Origin of the sequence: Tropicimonas sediminicola (assembly GCF_900188335.1) — a bacterium.
Classification (GTDB): domain Bacteria; phylum Pseudomonadota; class Alphaproteobacteria; order Rhodobacterales; family Rhodobacteraceae; genus Tropicimonas; species Tropicimonas sediminicola.
The window spans coordinates 562,034-584,721 of record NZ_FZOY01000001.1; the positions used below are offsets into that span (position 1 = coordinate 562,034).

Annotated in this window: 18 protein-coding genes and 1 pseudogene; 8 read left to right on the plus strand and 11 right to left on the minus strand. The window is 68.2% G+C overall.

The window, feature by feature from the left end:
- Positions 1–56: 56 nt before the first annotated feature.
- The 4 genes and pseudogenes from CHB86_RS02730 to CHB86_RS02750 all read right to left on the minus strand — a co-directional run bounded on the left by CHB86_RS02730 (position 57) and on the right by CHB86_RS02750 (position 5,343).
- The gene (locus CHB86_RS02730; protein ID WP_089231047.1) at positions 57–1,571 is read right to left on the minus strand and encodes an ABC transporter substrate-binding protein; all 1,515 of its coding nucleotides are present in this window, start codon (positions 1,569–1,571) and stop codon (positions 57–59) included.
- 47 nt (positions 1,572–1,618) lie between these two features.
- Positions 1,619–3,118, minus strand: coding sequence for a M81 family metallopeptidase (locus CHB86_RS02735; protein WP_089231048.1), 1,500 nt, complete (start codon positions 3,116–3,118; stop codon positions 1,619–1,621).
- A pseudogene (locus CHB86_RS25335) lies at positions 3,115–4,576 on the minus strand (amidase family protein). The gene CHB86_RS02735 and the pseudogene CHB86_RS25335 overlap by 4 nt, the downstream one beginning before the upstream one ends.
- Positions 4,573–5,343 carry an alpha/beta fold hydrolase gene (locus tag CHB86_RS02750; RefSeq protein WP_176442745.1) on the minus strand — a complete coding sequence of 257 codons (771 nt, stop codon included), beginning with the start codon at positions 5,341–5,343 and terminating at the stop codon, positions 4,573–4,575. Before CHB86_RS02750 ends, CHB86_RS25335 begins: the two are co-directional and overlap by 4 nt.
- A gap of 220 nt (positions 5,344–5,563) precedes the next feature.
- Here CHB86_RS02750 and CHB86_RS02755 point away from each other — a divergent pair, with 220 nt between their 5' ends.
- The 8 genes from CHB86_RS02755 (at position 5,564) to CHB86_RS02790 (ending at position 14,623) form a co-directional block, all read left to right on the plus strand.
- The gene (locus CHB86_RS02755; protein WP_176442746.1) at positions 5,564–6,481 is read left to right on the plus strand and encodes a LysR substrate-binding domain-containing protein; all 918 of its coding nucleotides are present in this window, start codon (positions 5,564–5,566) and stop codon (positions 6,479–6,481) included.
- Positions 6,482–6,569: 88 nt separating this feature from the next.
- Entirely contained in the window at positions 6,570–7,565 is a 996-nt protein-coding gene (locus CHB86_RS02760) for a TRAP transporter substrate-binding protein (RefSeq protein WP_089231056.1), read from the plus strand.
- Between the two features lie 66 nt (positions 7,566–7,631).
- Positions 7,632–8,111 carry a TRAP transporter small permease gene (locus tag CHB86_RS02765; RefSeq protein ID WP_089231058.1) on the plus strand — a complete coding sequence of 160 codons (480 nt, stop codon included), beginning with the start codon at positions 7,632–7,634 and terminating at the stop codon, positions 8,109–8,111.
- Positions 8,108–9,397, plus strand: coding sequence for a TRAP transporter large permease (locus tag CHB86_RS02770; RefSeq protein ID WP_089231059.1), 1,290 nt, complete (start codon positions 8,108–8,110; stop codon positions 9,395–9,397). Before CHB86_RS02765 ends, CHB86_RS02770 begins: the two co-directional genes overlap by 4 nt.
- Before the next feature lie 15 nt (positions 9,398–9,412).
- Positions 9,413–10,351: a dihydrodipicolinate synthase family protein gene (locus tag CHB86_RS02775; protein ID WP_089231061.1), complete on the plus strand. Its 939-nt coding sequence runs from the start codon at positions 9,413–9,415 to the stop codon at positions 10,349–10,351.
- 10 nt (positions 10,352–10,361) lie between these two features.
- Positions 10,362–12,602 carry a molybdopterin-dependent oxidoreductase gene (locus CHB86_RS02780; protein ID WP_089231063.1) on the plus strand — a complete coding sequence of 747 codons (2,241 nt, stop codon included), beginning with the start codon at positions 10,362–10,364 and terminating at the stop codon, positions 12,600–12,602.
- Positions 12,602–13,381: an SDR family oxidoreductase gene (locus CHB86_RS02785; protein WP_089231065.1), complete on the plus strand. Its 780-nt coding sequence runs from the start codon at positions 12,602–12,604 to the stop codon at positions 13,379–13,381. Before CHB86_RS02780 ends, CHB86_RS02785 begins: the two co-directional genes overlap by 1 nt.
- Before the next feature lie 12 nt (positions 13,382–13,393).
- Entirely contained in the window at positions 13,394–14,623 is a 1,230-nt protein-coding gene (locus tag CHB86_RS02790; RefSeq protein ID WP_089231066.1) for a D-amino acid dehydrogenase, read from the plus strand.
- A 9-nt stretch (positions 14,624–14,632) separates the two neighbouring features.
- Here CHB86_RS02790 and CHB86_RS02795 read toward each other — a convergent pair whose 3' ends face one another.
- Genes CHB86_RS02795 through CHB86_RS02825 form a run of 7 tightly spaced genes read right to left on the minus strand, consistent with a single transcriptional unit; the run spans position 14,633 to position 22,656 of the window.
- Positions 14,633–16,144 carry a sulfatase-like hydrolase/transferase gene (locus tag CHB86_RS02795; RefSeq protein ID WP_089231068.1) on the minus strand — a complete coding sequence of 504 codons (1,512 nt, stop codon included), beginning with the start codon at positions 16,142–16,144 and terminating at the stop codon, positions 14,633–14,635.
- 51 nt (positions 16,145–16,195) lie between these two features.
- A complete protein-coding gene (gene phnX, locus CHB86_RS02800) occupies positions 16,196–16,981 on the minus strand; it encodes a phosphonoacetaldehyde hydrolase (protein WP_089231070.1) in 786 nt (261 codons plus the stop codon).
- A 27-nt stretch (positions 16,982–17,008) separates the two neighbouring features.
- Positions 17,009–18,190, minus strand: coding sequence for a 2-aminoethylphosphonate--pyruvate transaminase (locus CHB86_RS02805; protein WP_089231071.1), 1,182 nt, complete (start codon positions 18,188–18,190; stop codon positions 17,009–17,011).
- Positions 18,191–18,207: 17 nt separating this feature from the next.
- Positions 18,208–19,350, minus strand: coding sequence for an ABC transporter ATP-binding protein (locus CHB86_RS02810; protein WP_089231073.1), 1,143 nt, complete (start codon positions 19,348–19,350; stop codon positions 18,208–18,210).
- Positions 19,347–20,510 carry an ABC transporter ATP-binding protein gene (locus tag CHB86_RS02815; protein WP_245837708.1) on the minus strand — a complete coding sequence of 388 codons (1,164 nt, stop codon included), beginning with the start codon at positions 20,508–20,510 and terminating at the stop codon, positions 19,347–19,349. The genes CHB86_RS02810 and CHB86_RS02815 overlap by 4 nt, the downstream gene beginning before the upstream one ends.
- On the minus strand, positions 20,510–21,661 hold the full coding sequence (locus CHB86_RS02820) for an ABC transporter permease (protein WP_089231075.1): 1,152 nt from the start codon (positions 21,659–21,661) through the stop codon (positions 20,510–20,512). Before CHB86_RS02820 ends, CHB86_RS02815 begins: the two co-directional genes overlap by 1 nt.
- A gap of 2 nt (positions 21,662–21,663) precedes the next feature.
- Positions 21,664–22,656 (minus strand): ABC transporter permease, encoded by a 993-nt coding sequence (locus tag CHB86_RS02825; RefSeq protein ID WP_217898251.1) that lies wholly within the window; start codon positions 22,654–22,656, stop codon positions 21,664–21,666.
- Between the last annotated feature and the right edge of the window lie 32 nt (positions 22,657–22,688).

Below are 22,688 nucleotides of genomic sequence, written 5' to 3' on the forward strand. Positions count from 1 at the left end.
CCTTGAAACGTGGCGCCGGGCGGGGTGGGCCGCCCGGCGCGATATCCCTGCCGGAGTTAGTTCCAGGAAGCGAGGAAGAAGCGCGGCAGTTCGTCGACGTTCGGGGTGAAGTTCAGCCCGTCGGCATAGCCATAGCCCATGACGATGGTGTGCATCGGCACCCAGTAGGCCCGCTCGGTGATCTTGCCGATCACGTCGGAATAGAGCGCCTCGCGCTCCGCCTCGTCGACCGTCGTGGCCGCCTGCTGAACGAGGCCGATGATTTCCTCGTCGCGGGCGCCGTCGTTGGTCGAGCCGTCGAAGAAGTTGCCGGTGGAGGCGGAGGCGTCGCCGATGGAGAAGCTGCCCCAGTCACCGTACCAGATGTCCACGTTGCCTTCGCGCCAGGCGGAGAAGGAGGCGCGGGCCTGAAGCATCTCTAGGTCGGCCTCGATCCCGACGGCGGCGAGGTAGCTCTGCACGGCCTCGGCGCGAGCGCGGTCACGGTAGGAGTTCATCCGGACCTTGAACCCCTCGCCATATCCCGCCTCGGCCAGAAGCGCCTTGGCCTTCTCGGGGTCGTATTCGTAGGTGGTCGCAGCCTCGGTCACGCAGCCGAACTGCGCGGGGTAGCAGGGCACGTCGATCACCTCGCCGTCTCCGCCCACAAGGTTGGCGACGATGGTGTCGCGGTCGATGGCGTGGTTTACGGCGCGGCGCACGCGTTCGTCCTTGAAGGGCGAGTCGGGGTTGGCGCGCCCGGCGGCGTCCATGCCGATCATCGCGATCCGCATCGTCGAGCCGAGCTCGGCCCGGAGGTGGGGCAGGGTGCCGAGCTGGGCGACCTGGTCGGCCGGCACGTTCCAGATCCATTCCACGCCGCCGCCGATGAGTTCGGCGATCCGGGTGGCGGTGTCGGGGATGATGCGGAAGGTCAGCGTGCCGATGGCCGGCGTGCCCTTGCCGCCGCCTTCGTAATAGCCCTCGTAGGCCGTCAGCGTGTAGCTGTTGCTGTCGCCCGGCGTGAACTTGTAGGGGCCGGTGCCGATCGGGGCCTGACCGAATTCCTGCAGGCCGACGCTCTCGACGTAGTCCGAGGGATAGATCGGCAGCGATCCGGAGACGAATTCCAGCGCCGCGGGGAACGGCTCCTTGGAGACGATGCGCACGGTCATTGGGTCGACGGCCTCGACCTTGTCGATCCAGCTCACCGACGCCTGCGAGCGCGCCCCGGATTCCGGGTCGGCGTAGTGGTTGAGGGTCCAGACGACGTCGTCGGCGTTGAACTCCGAGCCGTCGTGGAAGGTCACGCCCTCGCGCAGCTTGAACTCCCAGGTCAGGTCATCCACCCGGCTCCATTCGGTGGCCAGCAGCGGTTCGAACTCGAAGGTTTCCGGGTTGCGGTAGATCAGCATGTCGAACAGGTGCCGGGTCATGACCACGCCGTCGCGCGAAGTCGAGATGTAGCCGTCGAAGCTCGGGAGCTCCTCGCCCATGCCGATGGTCAGGCCGTTGTCGGCTGCACCGGCCAGCACCGGGCCAGCAAGCAGGCCGATGCCGGCGGCAAGCGGGCAGAGTTTGCGGAAATTCATGTGGTCGTCTCCTGTTGAACTGAAAAAGGGCCTTCCTGCGCCGTTTATTATGATTTTTCCGTGTCTTGCCCGGAGTTCCTCCGGGTGCCGGCGGGCGGACGCAGCGCCCTCCGGTACGGCAATCTGGTCAGGTCCATGGTCACGCGGCCGGGCGCGTCGACATGGAGGATCTCGCGGGCCATCTCCTGGTAGGCGCCGCGGAAATGGACGGAACTTTTCACCGCGAGGAACGGCAGTTCTGCCGGTTCGATCCCAAGGTGGCGGATCAGCGCGGGCTCGGAAGCCTGCATCCGCCCGGCTGCGACGATGACCTGAACGCCGTTGCGCTCGAGCAGCACCACCCGTCCCATGTCGATCGCGTTGCCGGAATACATCGGCCCCTGTCCGGTGAAGCGCCCGTCTCCGAGGCGGCACACACGCCAGGGCCCAGGCACCGGTGCGCCGGTCTCCGGATCGGATCTGCCGCCGAGGTCGACGTCGATCTCCGCTCCCGGCCCGGCCGCCCTGGCGGCGGCGACGGCCTCCGCATCGGCGATGTGGACGAGGAGCGCGCCGTCGAGGCCTGCGTCGACCATCGCCTGCAGCAGGCCGGTCGTGTCGTTCGTGCCGCCGCCGCCGGGGTTGTCCTGCACATCGGCGAGCACGACGGGGCCGGGACCGGGAGGCACGGCGCGGGCCGCGGCGATGGCCTCTGCCGGGGGCAGGATCGGTGCGGCGAACTCCGCCTCGGCGGCGGTCCAGAGCGCGAGTTGCGCCTCGGCAAGAGCCTCGGCCGTGGCCGCATCGGGCGCGTAGGCGGCGATGGCCGGGCCGGCGCTGGCGATATCGGCCAGCGGAAAGCCGAGCGTCAGCGTTACGTCCCGCCCGTCGCCTCCGGCTTCCTGCGCCGCTCGGTAGAGGCGGCAGACTGGCTCCGCCCCGGTCGCCTGCGCCGTCAGCGGGAGCAGGAACGGCACTTCGCGGAACGCGGCGGCGGGACGGGGCGCCCCGTTGACGAAGCTGATCAGGCGGCGCATCGCCCGGGCGCCCGTCTCCGACATGTCCACATGCGGATAGGTGCGGTAGGCGTCGAGGAAATCCGCGCAGGAGACCATGCGCTGCGTCAGGTTGGTGTGCAGGTCGAGTGACACCACGATCGGCAGATCGGGACCCACGAGGTCCCTGACGGCCGCGATGATCGCCCCCTCCGCATCCTCCTCCTCGGTCGTGGCCATCGCGCCGTGGAGTTCCAGGAACACGCCGTCGAGCGGCAGCGCGGCGCGGAGTCCGTCGAGGATCTCGTCGCGATAGCCTTCGAAGGCCGCGTGGTCCACGGGGGCGGAGGGCAGGGCGATGGCCCAGAAGATCGGGACCGGCGTGCCGCCTGCGGCCTGCAGAGCAGCCAGCGCTCCGGCCGAGGGCACAGCGGTGCCAGGCAGGCGCTCCAGCAGTTCCTCGCCCCGGCTCAGGCGTGGCCAGCCGAACGGGGTTCCGAAGGCTTCGGCCGTGGTAACTCCGGGCGAAAAGCTGTTGGTTTCGTGTTGAAATCCGACGATTGCGATCCTCATTCCGCCGCCATCGCGTCCGACCGGAAGGGGAAGCTGGGACGTTTCCATTCGCGGCTGGCCTCAAAGGCACGGGCGGCGCGCAGGACGAGGTCGTCACTGAACGGTGCGGCCACGATCTGCAGCCCGAGCGGCAGGCCACCGGGCAGGCCGCTTGCCGGGTCCGGCCGCGTGAGTCCGCAGGGGATGCTGGCCGCCGGCTGGTGGGTCATGTTGAAAACGAAGGTGTAGGGCGACCAGATATCGCCGTCGATCTGGTACCAATGCGCGTCCTTCGGCTCCGGCCCGGCGCCGATCGGCAGCGGCGGCACCGCCATGGTCGGGCAGATCAGCAGGTCGTAGGTCTCGTGGAAGGCCCGCATCCGGGCCGCGAGCGCCTCGCGGGTGCCGAGCGCGGCGATGTAGGCATCGGTGTCATAGGCCTCGGCCTGATCGAGCACGCGCGCGACCAGCTCGTCCATCTCGTCGCGCGCCTGGCTGGCGCCGTTCGCGCGATATGTCGCGGCGCGATTGCAGATCCGCAGGCAGTCGTAGGCCGGGAACAGCCCGGAGAGATCGGGATCGGCCTCTTCCACCGTGGCGCCGAGGGCCGCGAAGGTGGCCGCGGCCGCGTCGCAGGCTTCCCGTACCTGGATATCCGGGGAGCGGATGCCGAGGCCGGGGCTGTAGGCGATCCGCAGCCCGGCGACGCCGTCTTCGGGCCCCGCTGCCAGCATCGCTTCGAGCCGCGGCAGCGAATAGGGATCGCGCGGGTCCGGCCATGGCGGCGAGCAGCATCGCCCCCTCGCTCACACCCCAGCTCATCGGGCCGGTATGGCCGAGGATGCCCGCCGCGCTGGGCGGCCAGTTGGCGACCACGCCGAAGCTGGGCTTCAGCCCGAAACAGCCGCCGAAGCTCGCCGGCATGCGGATAGAGCCCGCCGCGTCGTTGCCGACGGCCAGCGTGCCGACGCCCGCGGCCAGATGCGCCGCCGCGCCCATGGAAGAACCGGAACAGCCATAGCCGAGGTGCCAGGGCGAGCGGGTGTCGCCGGTCAGCGGGCTGCGGGAATAGGGGCTGCCGCCGAACTCGGTGGTCGTGCTTTTGCCATAGAGCACTGCCCCCTGTGCGCGGAGCCGTGCCACGGAGGGCGCGTCGGTGTCCTGCGGCGCGTCCGGATCGGTTGTGCGGGAGCCCTTGCGCGTGGGCATGCCCTTGGTGAGCAGCATGTCCTTGATCGACACCGGCACGCCATCGAGAGGGCCTAGCGGCTCGCCCATGGTGAAGCGGTCCTCCGCGGCCCGGGCCTGCGCCAGCGCGCCGTCGCGGTCGACATGGACGAAGGCGTTGATCGAGGGCTCCACCGCGTCGAACGCGGCGAGCACGGCCTCGGTCACCTCCACGGGGCTCAGCCGCCGGGCGCGATAGGCCTCGGCCAGCAGGTCGGCGGGGATCGTGGCGAGGTCTGTCGTGTCGGTCATGGGGCTTTCCCGGAAAGGTCGGTCGTGGAGGCGCCGGAGGCGTGGCGCGCGAGGAAGTCGTCGATCAGCCGGATGCAGGCCTCCGGGGCCTCCAGCTGCGGCATGTGCCCGATGCCGTCCAGCAGGGTCAGGCGGGCGTCGGGCAGCGCCTCGGCGATGGCCCGGGATTCGGAGGGCGGGCAGACGCTGTCATGCGTGCCGGTTACGAGGGCCACGGGCATCGTCAGCGCGGGCAGGTCGCCGCGGCGATCCCAGCCGATGGAGCCGTTCAGCGCAGAGAGGTAGCCATCGCGGCGAAGCGCCTGGAAGTCGGCCGAAAGCGCAGTGCGGGCGGCCTCCGGGGCATCCGGGGCGAGCACGCTGTCGGCAACGCGCGCCGCGATCTCGGGGGTGACGGTCTCGCCGTCGAACATGGCGCGTCGCCGGCCGAGATAGATCTCCCGCTCCGCCTCCGTCATATGCGCCAGGTGCGCGGCCTGCGCCCCCGAAAGCACCAGCCCGGCAAAGCGCTCCGGCGCGCGGCAGGCGGCCTCGATCAGGATGCGGCCGCCCATGGAATGGCCGACGGCGATCACTCGCTCGAGATCCAGTAGATCCAGAAGTGCCAGCAGATCGTCGGCGAAATCGGCCATGCCCGCGACGGTCGGCCCATGGCTGCCGCCATAGTTCCGCGCATCCCAGCAGAGGGTGGTCGCGCGGGTGGTCAGCCCGTCGGCGATAGGGGACCATTGGCCGGAATGACCGCCGATCCCGTGCAGGAACAGCACCGCAGGTCCCGCGCCGGCCGTCCGGCACCGCAGCTCCGTGCCCGAGGGCAGTCGAAAGGTTCGCTGTTCTGAAACTGGGAAATCCTGCACCGGGTCGCCTTGTTCGTACCGGGCGCATGTTGTGGGCCGGACTCCATGCTGTCAAATTCCAAAATATGGTAATGTCATGCGTAAATGTTATGGTCTGGTGGGAAGTGCAAGCTGGAAAGGCGCGGCAGGGATGAATCAGAAGCAGGTCAACGCCTTTCGGATGGTCATGCGCCACGGTTCGGTCACCGCCGCAGCGCAGGCGCTCAATGTCTCGCAGCCCGCGGTCAGCCGGCTCGTGGCCGACCTGGAAGCCTCTCTCGGCTTTCCGCTCCTGCTGCGGACCGGCGGGCGGGTGCAACCGACGGCGGAGGCCTATGAATTCTTTCCCGAGGTCGAGCGCATGTTCTACGGGCTCGACCGGCTCGCGCAGGTGGCCGACGAGATCCGGACGCTGCAACGGGCGACCTTTCGCGTCGCCTCCATGCCGATGGTCAGTTTCGAGATCATCCCCCTGGCCGTTTCCCGCTTCACAGCCGACCACACCGGGATCGGAATCACCCATGACGTGCACACATCGCCCCGCATCCTCGACCTGCTTGCGGCGCGGCAGATCGACCTCGGGCTCGCGCAGACGCTGCCGGGGCGGACCGACGTGGACGTGCTCGCGGCCTTCAACAGCGACTGCGTCTGCGTGATGTCGCCCGATCACCCGCTGGCCGGCCGTGCCCGGATCACGCCGAAGGATCTCGACGGACAGCCGCTGGTGGCGCTGAACTACCGCACGCTCACCTACAGCTACATGATGCAGTGTTTTGCCGAGGCCGACGTCCTGCCCAATATCGTGGCCGAGACCCAGCCTTCCTATTCCGCCTGCGGGCTGGCGTCGCTCGGGGTGGGGATCGCGATTGTCGATCCGATCACCCCCAGGATCTTTGGGCGCAGCCTTGTCAGCGTGCCCTTCGCGCCGCGCATTCCCTTCGAGTTCCAGATCATGAAATCCCGCGATGTGCCGCTGTCCCGCGCGGGGCTCGCTTTCCTGGAGGTGCTTAACGAAGTGCTTTCCGATCACGCCGACATCGTCACCGAAGGTCATAACAAAAATGCATGATCCAATCCGGCATTAATATTTGATCTTATCCTGTCGCTAGGGAAGACTTTCCATATACGACAACGGATAAATCAAACAGGGACCGCCAATGAGACTTTCCAGACGTGCCTCACTGGGGCTGAGCGCAGCCGCCCTCGCCCTCCTGTCGTCCGGCGCCGCCATGGCGGCCGACTACACGCTGCGGGTCCACACTCTGGTAAAGTCGCCGCACCCGTACAACGACATGGCCGCGGCCTTCAAGGAGCAGGTCGAGGCCGAGAGCGGCGGCGCGATCGAGGTAGAGATCTTCGATTCCGGCCAGCTCGGGCAGGACCCCGCGGTGATCGGCGAGATCGGCTTCGGCACCATCGACATGATGATCTCGACCACCTCCAACGCGGCCCAGCAGATCCCGGAATATTCCATTTTCACCATGCCCTACCTGTTCCAGGATATGGACCAGGCGCTCGAGAAGGTCGGCCCCGGCTCCGCCGTCGAGGCGCATTTCCAGCAGGTCTACGAGGAGCGCAGCGTCGGCATGAAGCTGCTCGCGCTCGGCGCGTCGGGCACGCGCAACATGTCCACCGTCTCGGTGCCGGTCGAAGGGCCGGGCGATATCGACGGGCTCAAGATGCGCACCCCGCCGTCGCCGATGGACAGCAAGACCTGGGCGGCCTTCGGCATGCTGCCGGTGACCGTCGCCTGGGGCGAGCTCTATGCCGCCATGCAGACCGGCGTGGCCGACGCGATGGAAAGTTCGCTGCCGGGCTATACCGGCTCCAAGCTCTACGAGGTGGCGCCCAATCTTGCGCTGACGGCGCATACGATCCAGGTCAACCACACATCGATCTCGCAGCGGACCTGGGACAAGCTTCCCGAGGACATGCAGGCCGTCGTCCTGGCGGCCGCGCAGGCGGCGAACAGCTTCGGCGTCGAAAAGGCCAAGGGCTACGACGACGCCCTCGTAGAGACGCTGAAGACCGAACACGGTGTCAGCGTCACCATCCCCGACAAGGCGCCCTTCATCGAGGTCGTCTCCCCCATGCAGGTGCAACTCGCCGAGGAACTCGACCTGGTCGAGGAATACGAACTCCTCACCGAGTGACCTGTGCCTCGCCCGCCCCGCCGCCCCTCCCCGGGGCGGGCGATTTCTCTTGATCCGGACACCGCCATGCTGACCCGTCTTTGCGATCTGGTTACCCGGGTCGTCAGAGTTCTGATGTGGATCGCCTTTGCCGCGCTGATCGCCACGGTCGCGTTGCAGGTTCTGGCGCGCAACGTGCTGATGAGCCCGCTGATCTGGACATCCGACGTGGCGCAACTGCTCTTCGCCTGGCTGATTTTCTTCGGTGCGGCTGTGGGCCTCCGGACGGGCGCGCATTACCGCGTGGACATGCTCCCCGAAGGCAACAGGCCGCTCAACCTGCTGGCCGATGCCGTGGCGCTGTTGGCCGGCTTCGCAGTGGCCTGGCTGCTTCTGTATTACGGCTGGGAACTGGCAATGGTGCGCAAGACGGCGACGGTCCAGTCGCTCGACATCTCGCGCTTCTGGATGTTCCTGCCGCTGCCGGTTTCCGGGGGGCTGATGATGCTTTACCTCGTGGAGGCCTCGATGCGCCTTGTCGCCGAGCGCGGGGAGGCGGTGCGATGAACCCCCTGGTCACACTGATCCTGTCGTTCTTCGTGCTGGTCGCGCTGCGGGTGAATATCGGCTTTTCGCTGATCCTTTCCTCGGCGCTGGTGATCCTGCTCGAAGACCTGCCCCTGATCTCCGTCGTCAACCAGATGTACGCCGGGATCGACAGCTTCACGCTGCTGGCGGTGCCCTTCTTCATGCTGCTCGGCCGGATCCTGAACGCAGGTTCGATCACCGAGCGGCTGCTCAACGTGGCCGATGCCACCGTGGGTCACGTTCGGGGCGGGCTGGGGCATGTCAACGTCTTCGTCTCGATGGTCTTTGCCTCCCTCTCCGGATCGGCGGCGGCCGACACGGCTTCGGTCGGCTCGATCCTGATCCCGGCGATGAAGAAGGCCGGCTACCCGCCCGCCTTCGCCGCGGCCCTCACCGCGGCCTCCTCGACGCTCGGCGTCATCATCCCGCCCTCGATCATCCTGATCGTCTACGGCGCCTTCGGAAATGTCTCGATCGGCGCGCTGTTCGTCGGTGGCGTGGTGCCGGGGCTGCTCGCGGGCCTCTTCATGATGGCCTACACCTACGTGCTCGCGGTCCGCTACGGCTATCCGGCCAATCCCTTTCCGGGCGTGAAGAAGGCCGCCAAGGTGGTCTGGCGCGGGCTGCCGCCGCTGATGATCCCGGTGATCGTGCTTGGCGGCATTGTCGGCGGTTTCTTCACCCCGACCGAGGGCGCCATCGCGGCCGTGCTCTGGGCGTTGTTCCTGTCGCTGGTGGTCTATCGCGACATCCCGCTCGCCGCCCTGCCCAGGATCCTCGCCGATGGCTGCATCGACTTCGCCATCCCGATGTTCACCGTCGCCGGGGCCGGCATCTTCGGCTGGCTGATCGCCTATCTCGGCGCGTCGAAGATCGTGGTGGACTTCATCCTCGGCGTGACCTCGAACGGCTATCTCATCATGCTGATGCTGATCGGCTTCCTGCTGCTCGTCGGCATGGTGCTGAACCCGATCTCCGCCACGCTGATCTTTCTGCCGATCATCCAGGCGCTCAGCGAAACCGCCGGCGTGCACCCGGTCCACATGGGGGTGCTCTCGACGGTGATCCTGTCGGTCGGGCTCGTCACACCGCCCTACGGCATCTGTCTGCTCATCGCCTCGCAGATAGCAGGCGCCTCGCTCGGCCGCGCCATGCTGGCCGCTGCACCGATCTGCCTGCTCACCATTTCCGTCGGGATCCTCTCTCTGTGGTTCCCAAACATCATTCTCGGATTGCCCAAACTGCTGGTTCCCGAACTCTTCTGACCCGGAGGTTTACCCGTGCCCCACATCAAACCCAAAGGCTCCTTCGTCGCCCTTGTCACGCCCATGAACGAGGACGGCTCCATCGACTTCGAAGGCTTCCGCACGCTGCTCAACTGGCATGCGGAGAACGGCACCGAGGCGGTGCTCATCATGGGCTCGACCGGCGAGGTCTCGATGCTCTCGCCCGAGGAGCGCAAGGCGATCATCACCGAGACGGTGAAGATGAAGCCCGGCAACATGCTGATGTACTACGGCATCACCGGCAACAACACCTCGACCACCATCGACTATGCCCGCTATGCCAAGGCCGAGGGCGCCGACGGGGCGATCCTTGCCGCGCCGGCCTATATCTGCGCCGACAACGACGCGATCACCGATTTCACGATGGAGGTGCTCGACAGCACCGACCTCGCCATGGGTTTCTACAACAACCCGCCGCGGGTGAAGACCGACCTGCACTGGGACAACCTGCTGAAGCTGGCGAAGCACGACAACATGGTGGTGCTGAAGGAATCGACCACCCGTGTCGGACAGGTGGCGCAGGTCTGTGCGGCGAAGCCGGACATGTCGATCATGTGCTGCTGCTCGCCCAACCTCGGCCTGGTGATCCCGACCATGGCGCTCGGCGGGCACGGCACGGCGAACATGACCGGCAACATCATCCCGCAGGAAATGGCGGTGATCTCGAAGCCCTGGGAGACCGGCGAAGACGCGTTTGCCTGCCGCGCCGCCTGGCTCGACAACCTCTCCATGCTTCACTACGCCTATTCGACCATCAACCCGGTCTCGATCAAGACCCTGATGCGCGTCATCGGCCTGCCGTCCGGCCCGCTGCGCAAACCGCTGCAGCCGGCGCGACCGGAGATCCTGCAGAAAGGGCTCGACGCGGTGCGCGACCTCGGACTCGTCGAGAAATACGGCTTCGTCCCCAAGCCCGGCCTCGCCGCCGAATAGGCGCCGGGCGATGACCGTCACCACGGGCATCAGCCTCTGCCACTGGGGCGCGTTCGAGGCCGACGTCTCGAACGGGCGCCTGGTGGCGGCGCGCCCGCTGCCGGGAAGCGGCGCCGATCCCGACATGATCGGCGCCCTGCCGGACTGGGTGCACTCGCCGCTCCGCATCGACCGGCCGCATGTGCGGCGCGGCTGGCTCGCGCAGGGCCCGGAAGCCGGTGGCGCGGGGCGCGGGCGGGAGGAGATGGTGCCGGTGGACTGGCCCACCGCGCTCGACCTCGTCGCGGCCGAGCTTTCCCGCGTTCACGCAATGCACGGGCCGACGGCGATCTTCGGCGGCTCCTACGGCTGGTCCTCCGCCGGGCGGCTGCACCACGCGCGCAGCCAGGTCCGCCGCTTTCTCGCCGCCGCCGGCGGCTTCACCGACCAGATCTCGAACTATTCCTGGGGCGCGGCCCATGCGATCCTGCCCCATGTGCTGGGCACGGCCGACGCGGTCTCCGGCGCCGCGACCTGCTGGCGGAGCATCGCCGAAGATGGCGATGTGGTCGTGGCCTTCGGCGGGCTCAATCCCAAGAACTGGCGGGTGAGTTCCGGCGGGGCAGGGGAATTCCACATCCCCAAGGCCGTGGCCCGTGCGCAGGCGCGCGGCGTCAAGTTCTTCATCCTGTCGCCGCAACCCGAGGATGTCCCGCCCGGCCTCGACGCGGTGCTGATCCGCCCGCGCCCGGGCTCCGACACCGCGATCATGCTGGCACTCGCCCAAGAGGCGCTGGCGACGGGGCGGGCCGATATGGAGTTCCTCGAGCGCTACACGACCGGCGCTGCGCCCTTCATCGACTACCTGCGCGGCGCAATCGACGGCCAGCCCAAGACGCTCGACTGGGCCGCGGCTCTCGCCGACGTACCGGTCGCCGAACTGCGGAACCTGTGGGAGGCGATCGCCAGCGGCCGCGTGATGCTGACTGCGGCCTGGGCGCTGCAACGGGCCGATCACGGCGAACAACCCTTCTGGGCCCTGATCGCACTGGCCGCCATGCTGGGCCAGATCGGTCTGCCGGGAGGCGGTTTCTCCTTTGGCTACGGATCGATGAACGCTGTCGGCGGCGAGGCCCGCAAGGGCTTCGTGCCGTCGCTCCCGGGCCTGCCCAACAAGGGCATCGCGATCCCGGTCGCCCGCTTCGCCGATGCATTCCTGAACCCCGGCGAGACCATCGCGTTCAACGGGCGGCAAGTCACCTACCCGGATGTGCGGCTGGTCTACTGGGCCGGCGGCAACCCGTTCCACCACGCGCAGGATCTCGGCCGGCTGGAGCGCGCCTGGGCGCGGCCCGAAACGGTGATCGTGCAGGATCCGTGGTGGACGGCGACGGCTCGCCGTGCCGACATCGTCCTGCCCGCCACGACGACGCTGGAACGCGACGATATCGGCGGCACTTCCCGCGATCCGCATGTCTTCTTCATGCCTCGGCTGATCCCGCCGGTGCATCACTCCCGCAACGATATCGACATCTTCCGCGCCCTGGCCGACCGCTTGGGGTGCCGCGAATCCTACGACGAAGGACTGGACGACGATGGCTGGCTCGAACGGATGTGGGCCGGCAGCCTGGCGAAGGCCGCGAAGGAGGGGGTGGATCTGCCCGATCTCGCCGGTCTTCGCGACCGGGGGTGCGTCCGCATCCCGCTGCCCGAGCGGCCGGAGGTGCTGCTGGAGGACTTCCGCGCCGATCCCGAAGTCCATGCCCTGCCTACGCCCTCGGGCCGGATCGAGCTGACCTCCGCCACGGTCGCGGGCTTCGGCTATGACGATTGCCCCGGTCACCCGAGCTGGCTGCCGCCGCACGAATGGCTGGGCGCGGCCGAGGCGGGACAGTTCCATCTCGTCACCAATCAGCCACCGAAACAGCTGCACAGCCAGCTCTGGCAGGTGAAGGAGCAGAAGCCGGCCACCTGTCGGATCGCCCCCGAGGATGCCGCACGCCTCGGCGTTGCCGATGGCGCGCCGATGGAGCTGTTCAATGCGCGCGGGCGCTGTCGCGCGACCGCACGGATCGCTCCCGGCCAGCGCCCGGGCGTGCTGGTGATGCCGACCGGCGCCTGGTACGCGCCCGACGCGGAGACGGGGCGAGAGCACAACGGCAACCCCAACGTGCTGACCGGGGATCGCGGCACCTCGCGGCTCGGTCAGGCCTGCGCCGCCCTGAGCGCCCTGGTCGAGGCGCGCGCCCTTACCGAAGACGAGGATACCTGATGGATCTTGGAATTGCCGGCAAACGGGCCCTGCTGACCGGCGCGAGCCGCGGGATGGGGCGGGCCTGCGCCGAGGCGTTGGCGCGGGAGGGCTGCGAGATCACCATCTGCGCCCGTTCCGCAGGCCCCCTGGAAGAAACCGCCGAGGCGATCCGCCGGGCGACCGGGGCCACCGTCCATACCGTCGCGGCAGACGTGACCACGGAGGAAGGGCGCGCGTCGATCATCGCGGCCTGTCCGGACCCCGACATCCTGCTGAACAACGCGGGCGGCAAGGCGCCGGGCGATTTTCGCGACTGGGACCGCGACGAATGGATCTCGGCGGTGGAGCTGATGATGATCCCGCCGATCCTGATGATGCGCGCCACCGTGGACGGGATGATGGAGCGCGGCTGGGGGCGGATCGTCAACATCGTCTCGCGCTCGGTCAAGATCCCGCAGCTCGAGCTGGGCCTGTCGAACGGTGCCCGTTCCGGGCTCGTCGGATTCACTGCGGGACTTGCGCGCCAGACCATCGCGCGGGGCGTGACCGTCAACAACCTGCTGCCCGGGATCGTCGACAGCGATGCGCAGCGCGAGCATATCGAGGGGATGCTGACCGGCGACGGACCGAGTTTCGACGAGGTCTGGAGCGCGCGCGCCAAGGCCAACCCGGCGGGCCGCTACGGTCGTCCGGAGGAGATCGGGGCCTGGTTCGCCTTTATCTGCAGCCAGCATTCGGGCTTTGTGACCGGGCAGAACCTGCTGATCGACGGCGGCTCCTACCCCGGCACCTACTGAGGGGGCCGGCGCATGCGGATCCTCGTTCTCGGCGCGGGCGTGGTGGGCGTGACCAGCGCCTGGTACCTGGCGAAGGACGGCCACGAGGTCACCGTGCTGGAGCGGCTGGAGGGGCCGGGGCTTGCCACGAGCTACGGCAATGCCGGCGGCGTCTGCCCCGGCTTCGCAGGCCCCTGGGCAACGCCCGCCATGCCGCTCAAGGCGCTGCGGTGGATGGCGGCCGAGCAGGCGCCGCTCAAGATCCGCCCGCGTTTCGATGCGCAGCAATGGCTCTGGCTTGGCGAGTTCCTGCGCAACTGCACCACCGCCCGCTTCAAGCAGAACAAGGCCCGGATGCAGCGGGTGGCGCATTATTCGATGGCCTGTCTGCGCGCGCTGCGCGAGGAAACCGGGATCGCCTACGACAACGCCTCCGACGGGATCCTGCAGCTCTTCTCCACGCCGGAGGAGGCGGAGGGCGGCCGGCGTTCGGCCGGTGTTCTGGAGAGCCTCGGGATCGCCCACCGGCTGGTGGCGCCCGAGGATCTGGGTGGGATCGAGCCGGCGCTTGCCAACTCGTCCCTGACCTTCACCGGCGGTCTGCACCTGACGACGGACGAGACCGGCGATTGCCACCTGTTCTGCCGCGCGCTGGCGGACCTGGCGGCGGCGCGGGGCGTTCTGTTCAACTACGGTGTGACGGTCGAGCGGCTGCGGGCATCGGGCGGGAAGGTGACCGGGGCGGACACAGATGCCGGCTCCTTCGAGGCCGAGGCCGTGGTCGTCGCGATCGGCCCCTGGGCGCGCGATCTGCTGGCGCCGCTCGGCGTACGGGTGCCCGTCTACCCGGTGAAGGGCTATTCCCTGACCTGCGAGGTTGAAGACAGGGCGCGCGCCCCGCGCTCCTCGATCATGGACGAGCATTCCAAGGTGATGGTTTCGCGGCTCGGCAATCGCATCCGCGCGGCCGGTGTGGCCGAGCTGGCCGGGTTCGACGCCTCGATGCCGGCTCCGGTCCTTGCCGCGCTCCGCGCCCGCGTGGAGGCGCTGTTCCCCGGTGCAGGAAACTATGCCGAGGCCGAGACGTGGCACGGCTTTCGACCGATGACACCCGGCGGCCCCTCCATCGTCGAGCCGCGCGGTCCACGGGGGCTCTGGCTCAACCTCGGGCATGGTTCCAACGGCTGGACCCAGGCCTGCGGCACCGGGCAGCTGCTGGCAAACCGTGTTGCCGGGCGGCCGACGCCCGAGGTCGAGGGCTGAGCCGGGCGCTCAGGCCGAGGCAGGGTGATCCCAGACAAGGTGCTGCGCCAGCGTGCGGTCCGCCAGCCGTGCGCGCTCGCCCAGCAGGGCCTCGGCGCAGCGCAGGCGCGTTGCCAGCGCCTCGGGCCGCTCGCCCACATTGCTCAGGCATCCCGGGTCCGACGCGAGGTCGAACAGGAGCGGGGGCCGCCTCGGGGCGTGGACATAGAGCGTCTCCGCGTCCCGGCGGCACACGAGCACGCAATCCTCCGGGGTGAGTCCGTCCGCGATCTGGCTCGGCCGGTCCGCCAGGTGGCGAAAGTCGTATTCCCAGAGTGCGGCGTCTCGCCATGCCTCGGGCTGCCCGCCCTTGCAGAAGGGCAGCAGCGTCTCGCCGTCGGGCGCGTGGCCCGGGTGCACGCCCATCGCCTCGCAGAGGGTCGGATAGATGTCGACGGCGGATGTGAAGGCCTCGACCTGCTGCCCGCCCTTGCCGCCGGGCACCTTCAGGACGAGCGGGATGTGGTAGCTCTGCTCGTGAAAGCCGCCCTTTCCCATCATCCAGTGATCGCCCAGCATCTCGCCGTGATCGGAGGTGAAGACGATCAGCGTGTCCTCGAAGGCCTTTGCGGCTTTCAGGCCTGCGACGAGCCGCCCGATCTGTGCGTCGACCTCGGCGATCATGCCGAGGTAGATCCCGCGCAGCCGAAGCAGGTCACGCGGGGAGAGATCGCGGACGAGGCCCTCCGCGCCCGGCACGAAGCCCGAGAGCTTCTGGGCGTATTGCACCGCCGTTAGGCAGGGGGCGATGCCGGGCTCCGCTTCCGGGCTCCCGGCGCGCACCGGGTCCGGCAGCGCGTCCACGTCGCAGAGGCGATTGTAGGGCGCGGGCACCGCAAAGGGCGGATGCGGGCGCAGGAAGGAGACATGCGCGAACCAGGGCGCGCCGCGCTCCTGCTCGCCCATCCAGCGCAGGAACGCATCGGTCAGAAACGCGGTCTGCGTTTCGTCGGCGTCATAGCGCGGTGGCTGCATCGAGATCCGCTCGCCGGGTTCGGGCGGGACGCGGTGGATGGTTTCGGGGTCGGAGACGTCCCGGCCGCGGGCGGCTAGCCACGAGATCCACGGCCTGTCGTCTTCCGGAAGCGGCTGGCGCAGCTCGAACCCCGGCAACAGCCCCTCGTAGGTCTGCCGCGCGGGGTCGCGGGGGGCGAGATGACGCGGGTCTGGGGCGGTGTCGGTATATCCGAAGAGCGTGGGACGGTAGCCTGCTCGTCGGGCGGCGCGGGCGATATTGTCGAACCGGTCGTCGAGCGGCGCGCCGTTCCAGATCACCCGGTGGTTCATCTGGTAAAGCCCGGTGTAGAGAGACGCGCGCGCCGGCGAGCAGGGGGCGCAGGGCGCGTAGTGCCGGGCGAAGAGCGTGCCGTCTCCGGCCAGCGCATCGACGTTGGGCGTCAGCACGGCCGGGTGGCCGGCCGCGCCGAGGCAATCGCCGCGCCACTGGTCCGCGGTGATGAGAAGGATGTTGGGGCGGGGCATGGACTTGGCTCCGGATGCGCGGGCGGCGGGGGCGCCGCCCGTCCGCTGCGGTCAGGGCTGCGCTTCGAGCTGGTCGAGCAGCGCCGGCAGGTCGGCCACGGTGTCGATCACGTGATCGGCCCCGGCTGCCGTCAGCATCTCGGTCGCCGCGCGGCGCAGCTCCTCGACCCGTTCGGGCGGCAAGGCGGCAAGTTCCTCCGGCGTCAGGCCGACAGCATTTCCCGAGAGCGCCACGCCGACGGCGAGGCAGCCGGCCGCCTTGCCTTCGCGGATGCCCGGCTCGGTGTCGTCCACCTTGACCACGGCCTCCGGCGGATAGACCACGAGGTCGATGAAGCATTTGTACATGCCGAGCGGGCCGGGGCGCCCTTCGGGCAGGTCGTCCGAACAGACGAGGTTGTCGGGCGTGTAGCCCTGCTCGGCGGCGCGGGGCAGGACGCGCTCCATGATGGATCGTGTGTAGCCGGTGGTGGAACCGATTTTCATGCCGCGGGCACGGAGGGCCTTGACCATCTCCAGCGTCCCGGGAACCAGCGTGGCGTAGTCGGCCACCACTTCCTCGTTCATCGGCACGAAGACCTTGTAGACGCGGTCGACGTCGGAATCGTCGGGCAGGTTGCCGTGGCGGTGTTCCCACTGCGCGGCGATCGACGGCATGTCCATCATGGCGCGGATATGGTCCCACTTGGGGGCGCCCATCGGGGCGCGGGCCTGCTCGATCGTCGCCTCGATCCCGAACTCGGCAAAGGCCTTCACGAAGACGCCCATCGGCGCGAAGGATCCGAAATCGATAGTAGTGCCCGCCCAGTCGAAAACGGCGGCCTTGAACTTGGTCATTCTGCTTTCCTCACGTTGTCCTGCGGCTCAGGCGGCCCCGAGCCGTGCGCGTTCTTCGAGTGCGGTGTCGGAGGGCGCGGCGCTGCCGACCCCCATTTCGTCGAGGCAGGCGCGGGCTGCGCGCACCACCTCGTGCATCACGGCCTCGTCCATCTGCCCGATGCAGCCGATCCGGAAGCTTTCGACCACGGTGAGCTTGCCGGGATAGATGATGAACCCGCGCGCCTTCATCAGGTCGTAGAAGCGATCGAAGGAGAAGGCCGGATCGGCGGGTGAGAAGAAGGTCACGATGATCGGCGACAGCCAGCGTTCGTTCAGCAGGGTTTCGAAGCCCAGTCCCCGCATCCCCGTGACCAGAAGATCGCGGTTGCGCGCGTAGCGCGCGCCGCGGGCCGCGACCCCGCCTTCCTCCCGGTGTTCGGTCAGCGCCTGCAGGAAGGCCGAGACCACGTGGGTCGGCGGGGTGAAACGCCACTGGCCGGTCTCGTTCATGTGGCGCCACTGGGCGTGCAGATCGAGCGAAAGCGAGTGGCTGTTGCCGGAGGCCTCCTCCAGCTCTGACCTGCGGACCAGCGCAAAGCCGAAGCCCGGCACGCCCTCGATGCACTTGTTGGCCGAGGAGACAAGGGCCTCGAACCGGATCTTCGCGGGCTCGACCGGGATCGCGCCGAAGGCCGACATGGAGTCGATCAGCAGTTTCCGCCCGAAGGCGTAGGTCGCCTCCGAGATCTCGGCGAGCGGGTTGAGGATGCCCGACGAGGTCTCGCAATGGATCGCGACCACGTGGGTGATCTTGTCGTCGGCGGCCAGCGCCTCGGCGACCTCCACCCCGCGCGGCGGCAGGTAATCGCCCTTGTCGAGCAGGACATATTTCCGACCGAGGCAGGCCAGCGTATGCGCGGCGCGCTTGCCGTAGGCGCCGTTGGCGAGCACCAGGACCTTGCCGTTGCGCGGCACCAGGCTGCCCAGCATTGCCTCGACGATGAAGGTGCCCGAGCCCTGCAGCGGGACGCAATCATAGGCCTCCCCGCCGTCGCCCAGCATCGCGACGAGCCGCGCGCGCAGCTCCGCGGTCATCTGTCGGAAATCGGCGTCCCAGCTTCCCCAGTCTCGCAGCATGGCCTGCTTGACCTTGAAGGAGGTTGTGAGCGGGCCCGGCGTCAGCAGGTAGGGCTCGCCCAGTCGGGGCGGTTCGACACGTTTGTTCATCCTGGCCTCCCTGCCAATCAACCTTGCGCCTTGACGGGCGTCTCCGCACGGCTCGCGGTCCCGGCCGGGCGCGAGAAATCCAGCTCATCCGCCCGGTGGCAGGAGACGAAGTGATCCGCCGCGATCTCGCGCCATTCGGGTGTCTCTCGCCGGCAGGCTTCGACCGCGAATGGGCAGCGTGTGTGGAACCGGCATCCGCTCGGCACGTCGAGCGGGTTCGGAATCTCGCCGACCAGCCGGATCGGATCGAACGCAGCGTCCGGGTCGGCATGCGGCACCGCCGACAGCAGGGCGTGGGTATAGGGGTGGCGCGGGTGGAAGAAGAGCGATGCCGTCGGTGCGTATTCGACGAACTTGCCCACGTACATCACCGCCACCCGGTGGCTCATCTGCGCCACGACAGACAGGTCGTGGGCGATGAACAGGAAGGCCACGCCCATCTCGTCCTGCAGGTCCTTCAGTAGGTTCACGATCTCGGCCTGGATCGAGACGTCGAGGGCCGAGACGCTCTCGTCGCAGACCACGAAATCCGGGCGCGTCACGAGCGCCCGCGCGATGCAGATCCGCTGCCGCTGGCCGCCCGAGAAGGCATGGGGGAAGCGGCGCAGGTGCTCGAGGTTGAGCTTGCAGCGCGCCGCTATCTCGCGCACCCGCTCGTCGATCTTCGCGCGGCTTTTCATCATGCCGGAGGCGATGAGCGGCTCGGCGATAATGTCGCGCACCGTCATCCGCGGGTTCAGCGAGGAATAGGGGTCCTGGAACACCAGGTTCATCCGCGGGCGGAAGGCGCGCAGCATGTCCGAGGTCATGGTGGCGAGGCTGTGGGAGCCTTCGGAGAAAACCATGTTCATGTTCTTGCGGAACTCGCGCAGGCTCTCGCCCTCCAGCTCGGCAAGGTCCACGTCGCGGTCGCAGCAGTGAAAGGTCACCTCGCCGGCCGTCGGGTCGATGGCGCGCAGGATCGCGCGGCCCACCGTCGTCTTTCCGGACCCGCTTTCGCCCACCAGCCCGACGGTTTCGCCGCGGCGGATGTCGAAGCTCACGCCATCGACGGCGCGGAGCTCCTGCAGTTCGGTGCGGAACAGCTTCTTCAAACGGATGGGGAACCGGACCTCGAGGTTCTTCACTTCGATCAGCAGGTCGTTGGCGACGTCGCTCATGCCACGCTCCTTCCGTTGCCGTCATGCAGCCAGCAGCGCACGCCGTGCCCGCGGGAGGGAAAAACCTCCTCTGGGGGCTTGCGGTCGCAGGTTCCCACCAGCGCCTGGGCGCAGCGGGTGTGGAACGGGCAGCCCTTTGGCCGCTCCGTTGGGCTGGGGATGTCGCCGGGCACCGGGGTAAGGCGGTCCTGAAGGTGGTCGAGCGAGGGGATCGCCCGGAGCAGGCCCTGGGTATAGGGGTGCTTCGGGTCGCGGATCACCTCGCGGGTCGGGCCGCGCTCGACGATTGTGCCAAGGTACATCACCGCGATCTCGTCGGCGATCTGGGCGATCACGCCGAGGTCGTGGGTGATGAAGATCATCCCCATTCCGAGGTCGCGCTGCAATTCGCGCATCAGTTCCAGAACCTGCGCCTGGATGGTCACGTCGAGCGCCGTGGTGGGTTCGTCGGCGATCAGCAGGCGCGGGCCGGCGGAGAGCGCCAGCGCGATCATGGCGCGCTGTCGCATGCCGCCCGAGAGGTCGTGCGGGTACTGGTCGATCCGGCCCGAGGGATTGGAGATGCCGACCCTGTCGAGCATCTCGATGGCGATCGCGCGCGCGTCCTTCCTGCCCACGGCCTTGTGCAGGCGGATGGCCTCCATCATCTGGTTGCCGATGGTGTAGACCGGCGAGAAGGAGGCCATAGGCTCCTGGAAGATCATGCCGATCTCGCCGCCGCGCAATTGCCGGGCGGCCCGCGAACCGGGCTTGAGGGTATCGATCCGCACCTCTGCGCCGGCCTTGGTCGTGTAGTGCATCCTGGTCTCGGGCGCGATCGCCGCGTTGCCGGGCAGCAGCTTCATCAGAGCCTTGGTCGTGACCGACTTGCCGGAACCGGACTCGCCCACCAGCCCGAGCGTCCGGCCCGCCTGGACCTCGAAACCCACGCCTTGCACCGGGGTGATGAGGCCCTCGTCGGTGCGGAAGGAGATCGAAAGGTTCTCGACCTTCAGCATGGTCTCGGCCGGCGCGCGCCGGGTGTCGGGGCGCGTCGCTCGCGCGGGTGCGGTCGCTGTGGGGGGCTTGGCCACCGCCGTGACGGCCGTGTTCGGTGCGGGCTCCATCAGCAACCGCAATGCGGCGCCGTATGGGCTGGGGCCGGGTCTCTGGTCGGGCATCACCGCGTCTCCGAATAGGGGTCGGCCGCATCCCGCAGCCCGTCGCCGATGACCGTGAAGGCGAGCACCGCGACCACCACGAAGGCCGCCGGGATGAAGAGCCAGGGCGTCTGCTCGATCACACGCACCGATTGCGCCTGTTGCAGCAGCACGCCCCAGGAAACCGTGGGCGGCCTCAGCCCGAGGCCGACGAAGGACAGCGCGGTCTCGGAGAGAATCATGTAGGGGAAGGAGATCACCAGATCGACGATGATGAAGCTGGTGAAGGACGGCAGCATGTGCTGGGCGATGATCCGGCGCGGGCGGGCGCCTGCGAGCCGCGCGGCGATCACGTAATCCTCGCCCCGGATCGACAGGAGCTGCGAGCGGATGCGGCGCGCCAGCGTTGGCCAGCCGAAGAGGCCGAGGATGATGGTCATCGCGAAATAGACCTGGGTGGTCGACCATTCCTTCGGCATGGCGGCGGCGAGGCCCATGTAGAGCGGGATAATCGGAACCACCCGGATGACCTCGGTCACCCGCTGGATGACGTTGTCGACCAGGCCGCCGGCATAGCCGGCCACGCCGCCGATCACGAGCGCCATCACGAAGGAGATCATCACCCCGATCACGCCGATCGAAAGCGATACCCGCGTGGCGTAGAGCGTCCGCGAAAAGACATCGCGGCCGAGCTCGTCGGTGCCCCAGATGTGGAGCCGCGCGTCCGGATCTTCGAGGCCGAAAAGGTGCCGGTCCGTCGGGATGAAGCCCAGCACCTTCACCGGCTCGCCCCTCGCGAGAAAGGTCACGTGCACGCGGGTGCCGGGATCCGGCACCTGTTTCGCGCGCAGGGTCACCGGGTCGCGTTCCGTCTTCACACCGTGGACGAACGGGCGCAGCGAACAGCCGTTCTCGTCGCAGAACTTCGGCATCTGCGGCGCACCGGCGAGGTAGTTCGCATCGCGCGTGGTCACGCCGTAGGGCGCGACGAATTCCGCGAAGATGCCGAGCAACGCCATAAGCCCGAGCACCATGGCCGCAATCATCGCGGCGCGGTGGCGGCGGAACCGCCACCAGATCAGCGTCCATTGCGAGGCCGAGTAGTATTTCAGCCGCTGCTGGCGGTCCCGTTCCTCTTCGGGCGACAGTGCGCCGGGGGTGATGTCGGTCATTGTCAGGCCCCCAGTTTGATCCGCGGGTCGAGCCACGCGAGCAGGATGTCGGAGACGAAGTTCATGAAGACGACGACCGCGGTCAGCAGCAGCAGGATCGCGCCGGCAACGTACATGTCGAGGTCAAGATAGGCTTGCAGCAGCAGTTCACCGAGTTCGGTCAGCCCCAGCACCACCGCGACGATCGGCAGTTCGGAAAAGATCCGGTTCACGTCGAAGCCGATGGTGGAGACGACCGGGTTGATCGCGAGCCGGGCGGGATACTTGAGCAGCAGGCGCGTCTCCGGCACGCCGCGTGCGCGGGCGGCTGTGACGGAAAGCTTGTTGATCTCGTCCGACATGGTCGCCCGGACGGTCTGGATCTGGTAGGCGACGGCCGACCAGGCGAGCACCAGCGCGGGTAGCCAGAGGTGCTTCACCAGGTCCCAGGCCTTTCCTAGGGACCACGGCGCATCGGCATATTCCGCCGAGAAGAGCCCGCCGATATCCGCGCCGAACCACTTGTTGGCGAAGTAGAGCAGGATCAGCGCCAGCAGGAAGTTCGGCAGCGCCAGCCCGAGATAGGAAATCACGGTGAGGCCGTAGTCGGCGGCGGAGCCGCGACGGACGGCGGCGAGGATGCCGATGGGGATCGAGACAAGATAGGTGACGAGCAGGGTCGAGAGCAGGATCGCGAGCGTAAGCCAGACCTTGTCGCCGATTACCTTCACGACCGAGGTCTCGAAGGCGAAGGCCTGCCCGAAATCGCCCCGCAGGACGATCCCGCCGATCCAGTCGAGATACCGCAGCATCATGGGCTTATCGAGCCCGAGCTCGACCCGGATCGCCTCGATGTCGGAGGCCGTGACCGAGACGCCGGTGCCGGAGTACTTCCGGAAGGCGTAGCGGTCTGCGTAGTCGCCGGGCGGAAGCTCCATGATGATGAAGACCATCAGCGACACCAGCAGCATCGTGACGATCATTCCGACGAGACGTTCGGCGGTGAACCGCAGCATGGCTCAGTCCCCTTGCGACGAGGCGGGTGTTG

Coding starts and splice junctions, on each gene's coding strand:
- CHB86_RS02730 (WP_089231047.1), bottom strand. CDS start 1,571: ATGAATTTCCGCAAACTCTGCCCGCTTGCCGCCGGCATCGGCCTGCTT.
- CHB86_RS02735 (WP_089231048.1), bottom strand. CDS start 3,118: ATGAGGATCGCAATCGTCGGATTTCAACACGAAACCAACAGCTTTTCG.
- CHB86_RS02755 (WP_176442746.1), top strand. CDS start 5,564: ATGAATCAGAAGCAGGTCAACGCCTTTCGGATGGTCATGCGCCACGGT.
- CHB86_RS02760 (WP_089231056.1), top strand. CDS start 6,570: ATGAGACTTTCCAGACGTGCCTCACTGGGGCTGAGCGCAGCCGCCCTC.
- CHB86_RS02765 (WP_089231058.1), top strand. CDS start 7,632: ATGCTGACCCGTCTTTGCGATCTGGTTACCCGGGTCGTCAGAGTTCTG.
- CHB86_RS02770 (WP_089231059.1), top strand. CDS start 8,108: ATGAACCCCCTGGTCACACTGATCCTGTCGTTCTTCGTGCTGGTCGCG.
- CHB86_RS02780 (WP_089231063.1), top strand. CDS start 10,362: ATGACCGTCACCACGGGCATCAGCCTCTGCCACTGGGGCGCGTTCGAG.
- CHB86_RS02785 (WP_089231065.1), top strand. CDS start 12,602: ATGGATCTTGGAATTGCCGGCAAACGGGCCCTGCTGACCGGCGCGAGC.
- CHB86_RS02790 (WP_089231066.1), top strand. CDS start 13,394: ATGCGGATCCTCGTTCTCGGCGCGGGCGTGGTGGGCGTGACCAGCGCC.
- CHB86_RS02795 (WP_089231068.1), bottom strand. CDS start 16,144: ATGCCCCGCCCCAACATCCTTCTCATCACCGCGGACCAGTGGCGCGGC.
- phnX (WP_089231070.1), bottom strand. CDS start 16,981: ATGACCAAGTTCAAGGCCGCCGTTTTCGACTGGGCGGGCACTACTATC.
- CHB86_RS02805 (WP_089231071.1), bottom strand. CDS start 18,190: ATGAACAAACGTGTCGAACCGCCCCGACTGGGCGAGCCCTACCTGCTG.
- CHB86_RS02810 (WP_089231073.1), bottom strand. CDS start 19,350: ATGAGCGACGTCGCCAACGACCTGCTGATCGAAGTGAAGAACCTCGAG.
- CHB86_RS02815 (WP_245837708.1), bottom strand. CDS start 20,510: ATGCCCGACCAGAGACCCGGCCCCAGCCCATACGGCGCCGCATTGCGG.
- CHB86_RS02820 (WP_089231075.1), bottom strand. CDS start 21,661: ATGACCGACATCACCCCCGGCGCACTGTCGCCCGAAGAGGAACGGGAC.
- CHB86_RS02825 (WP_217898251.1), bottom strand. CDS start 22,656: ATGCTGCGGTTCACCGCCGAACGTCTCGTCGGAATGATCGTCACGATG.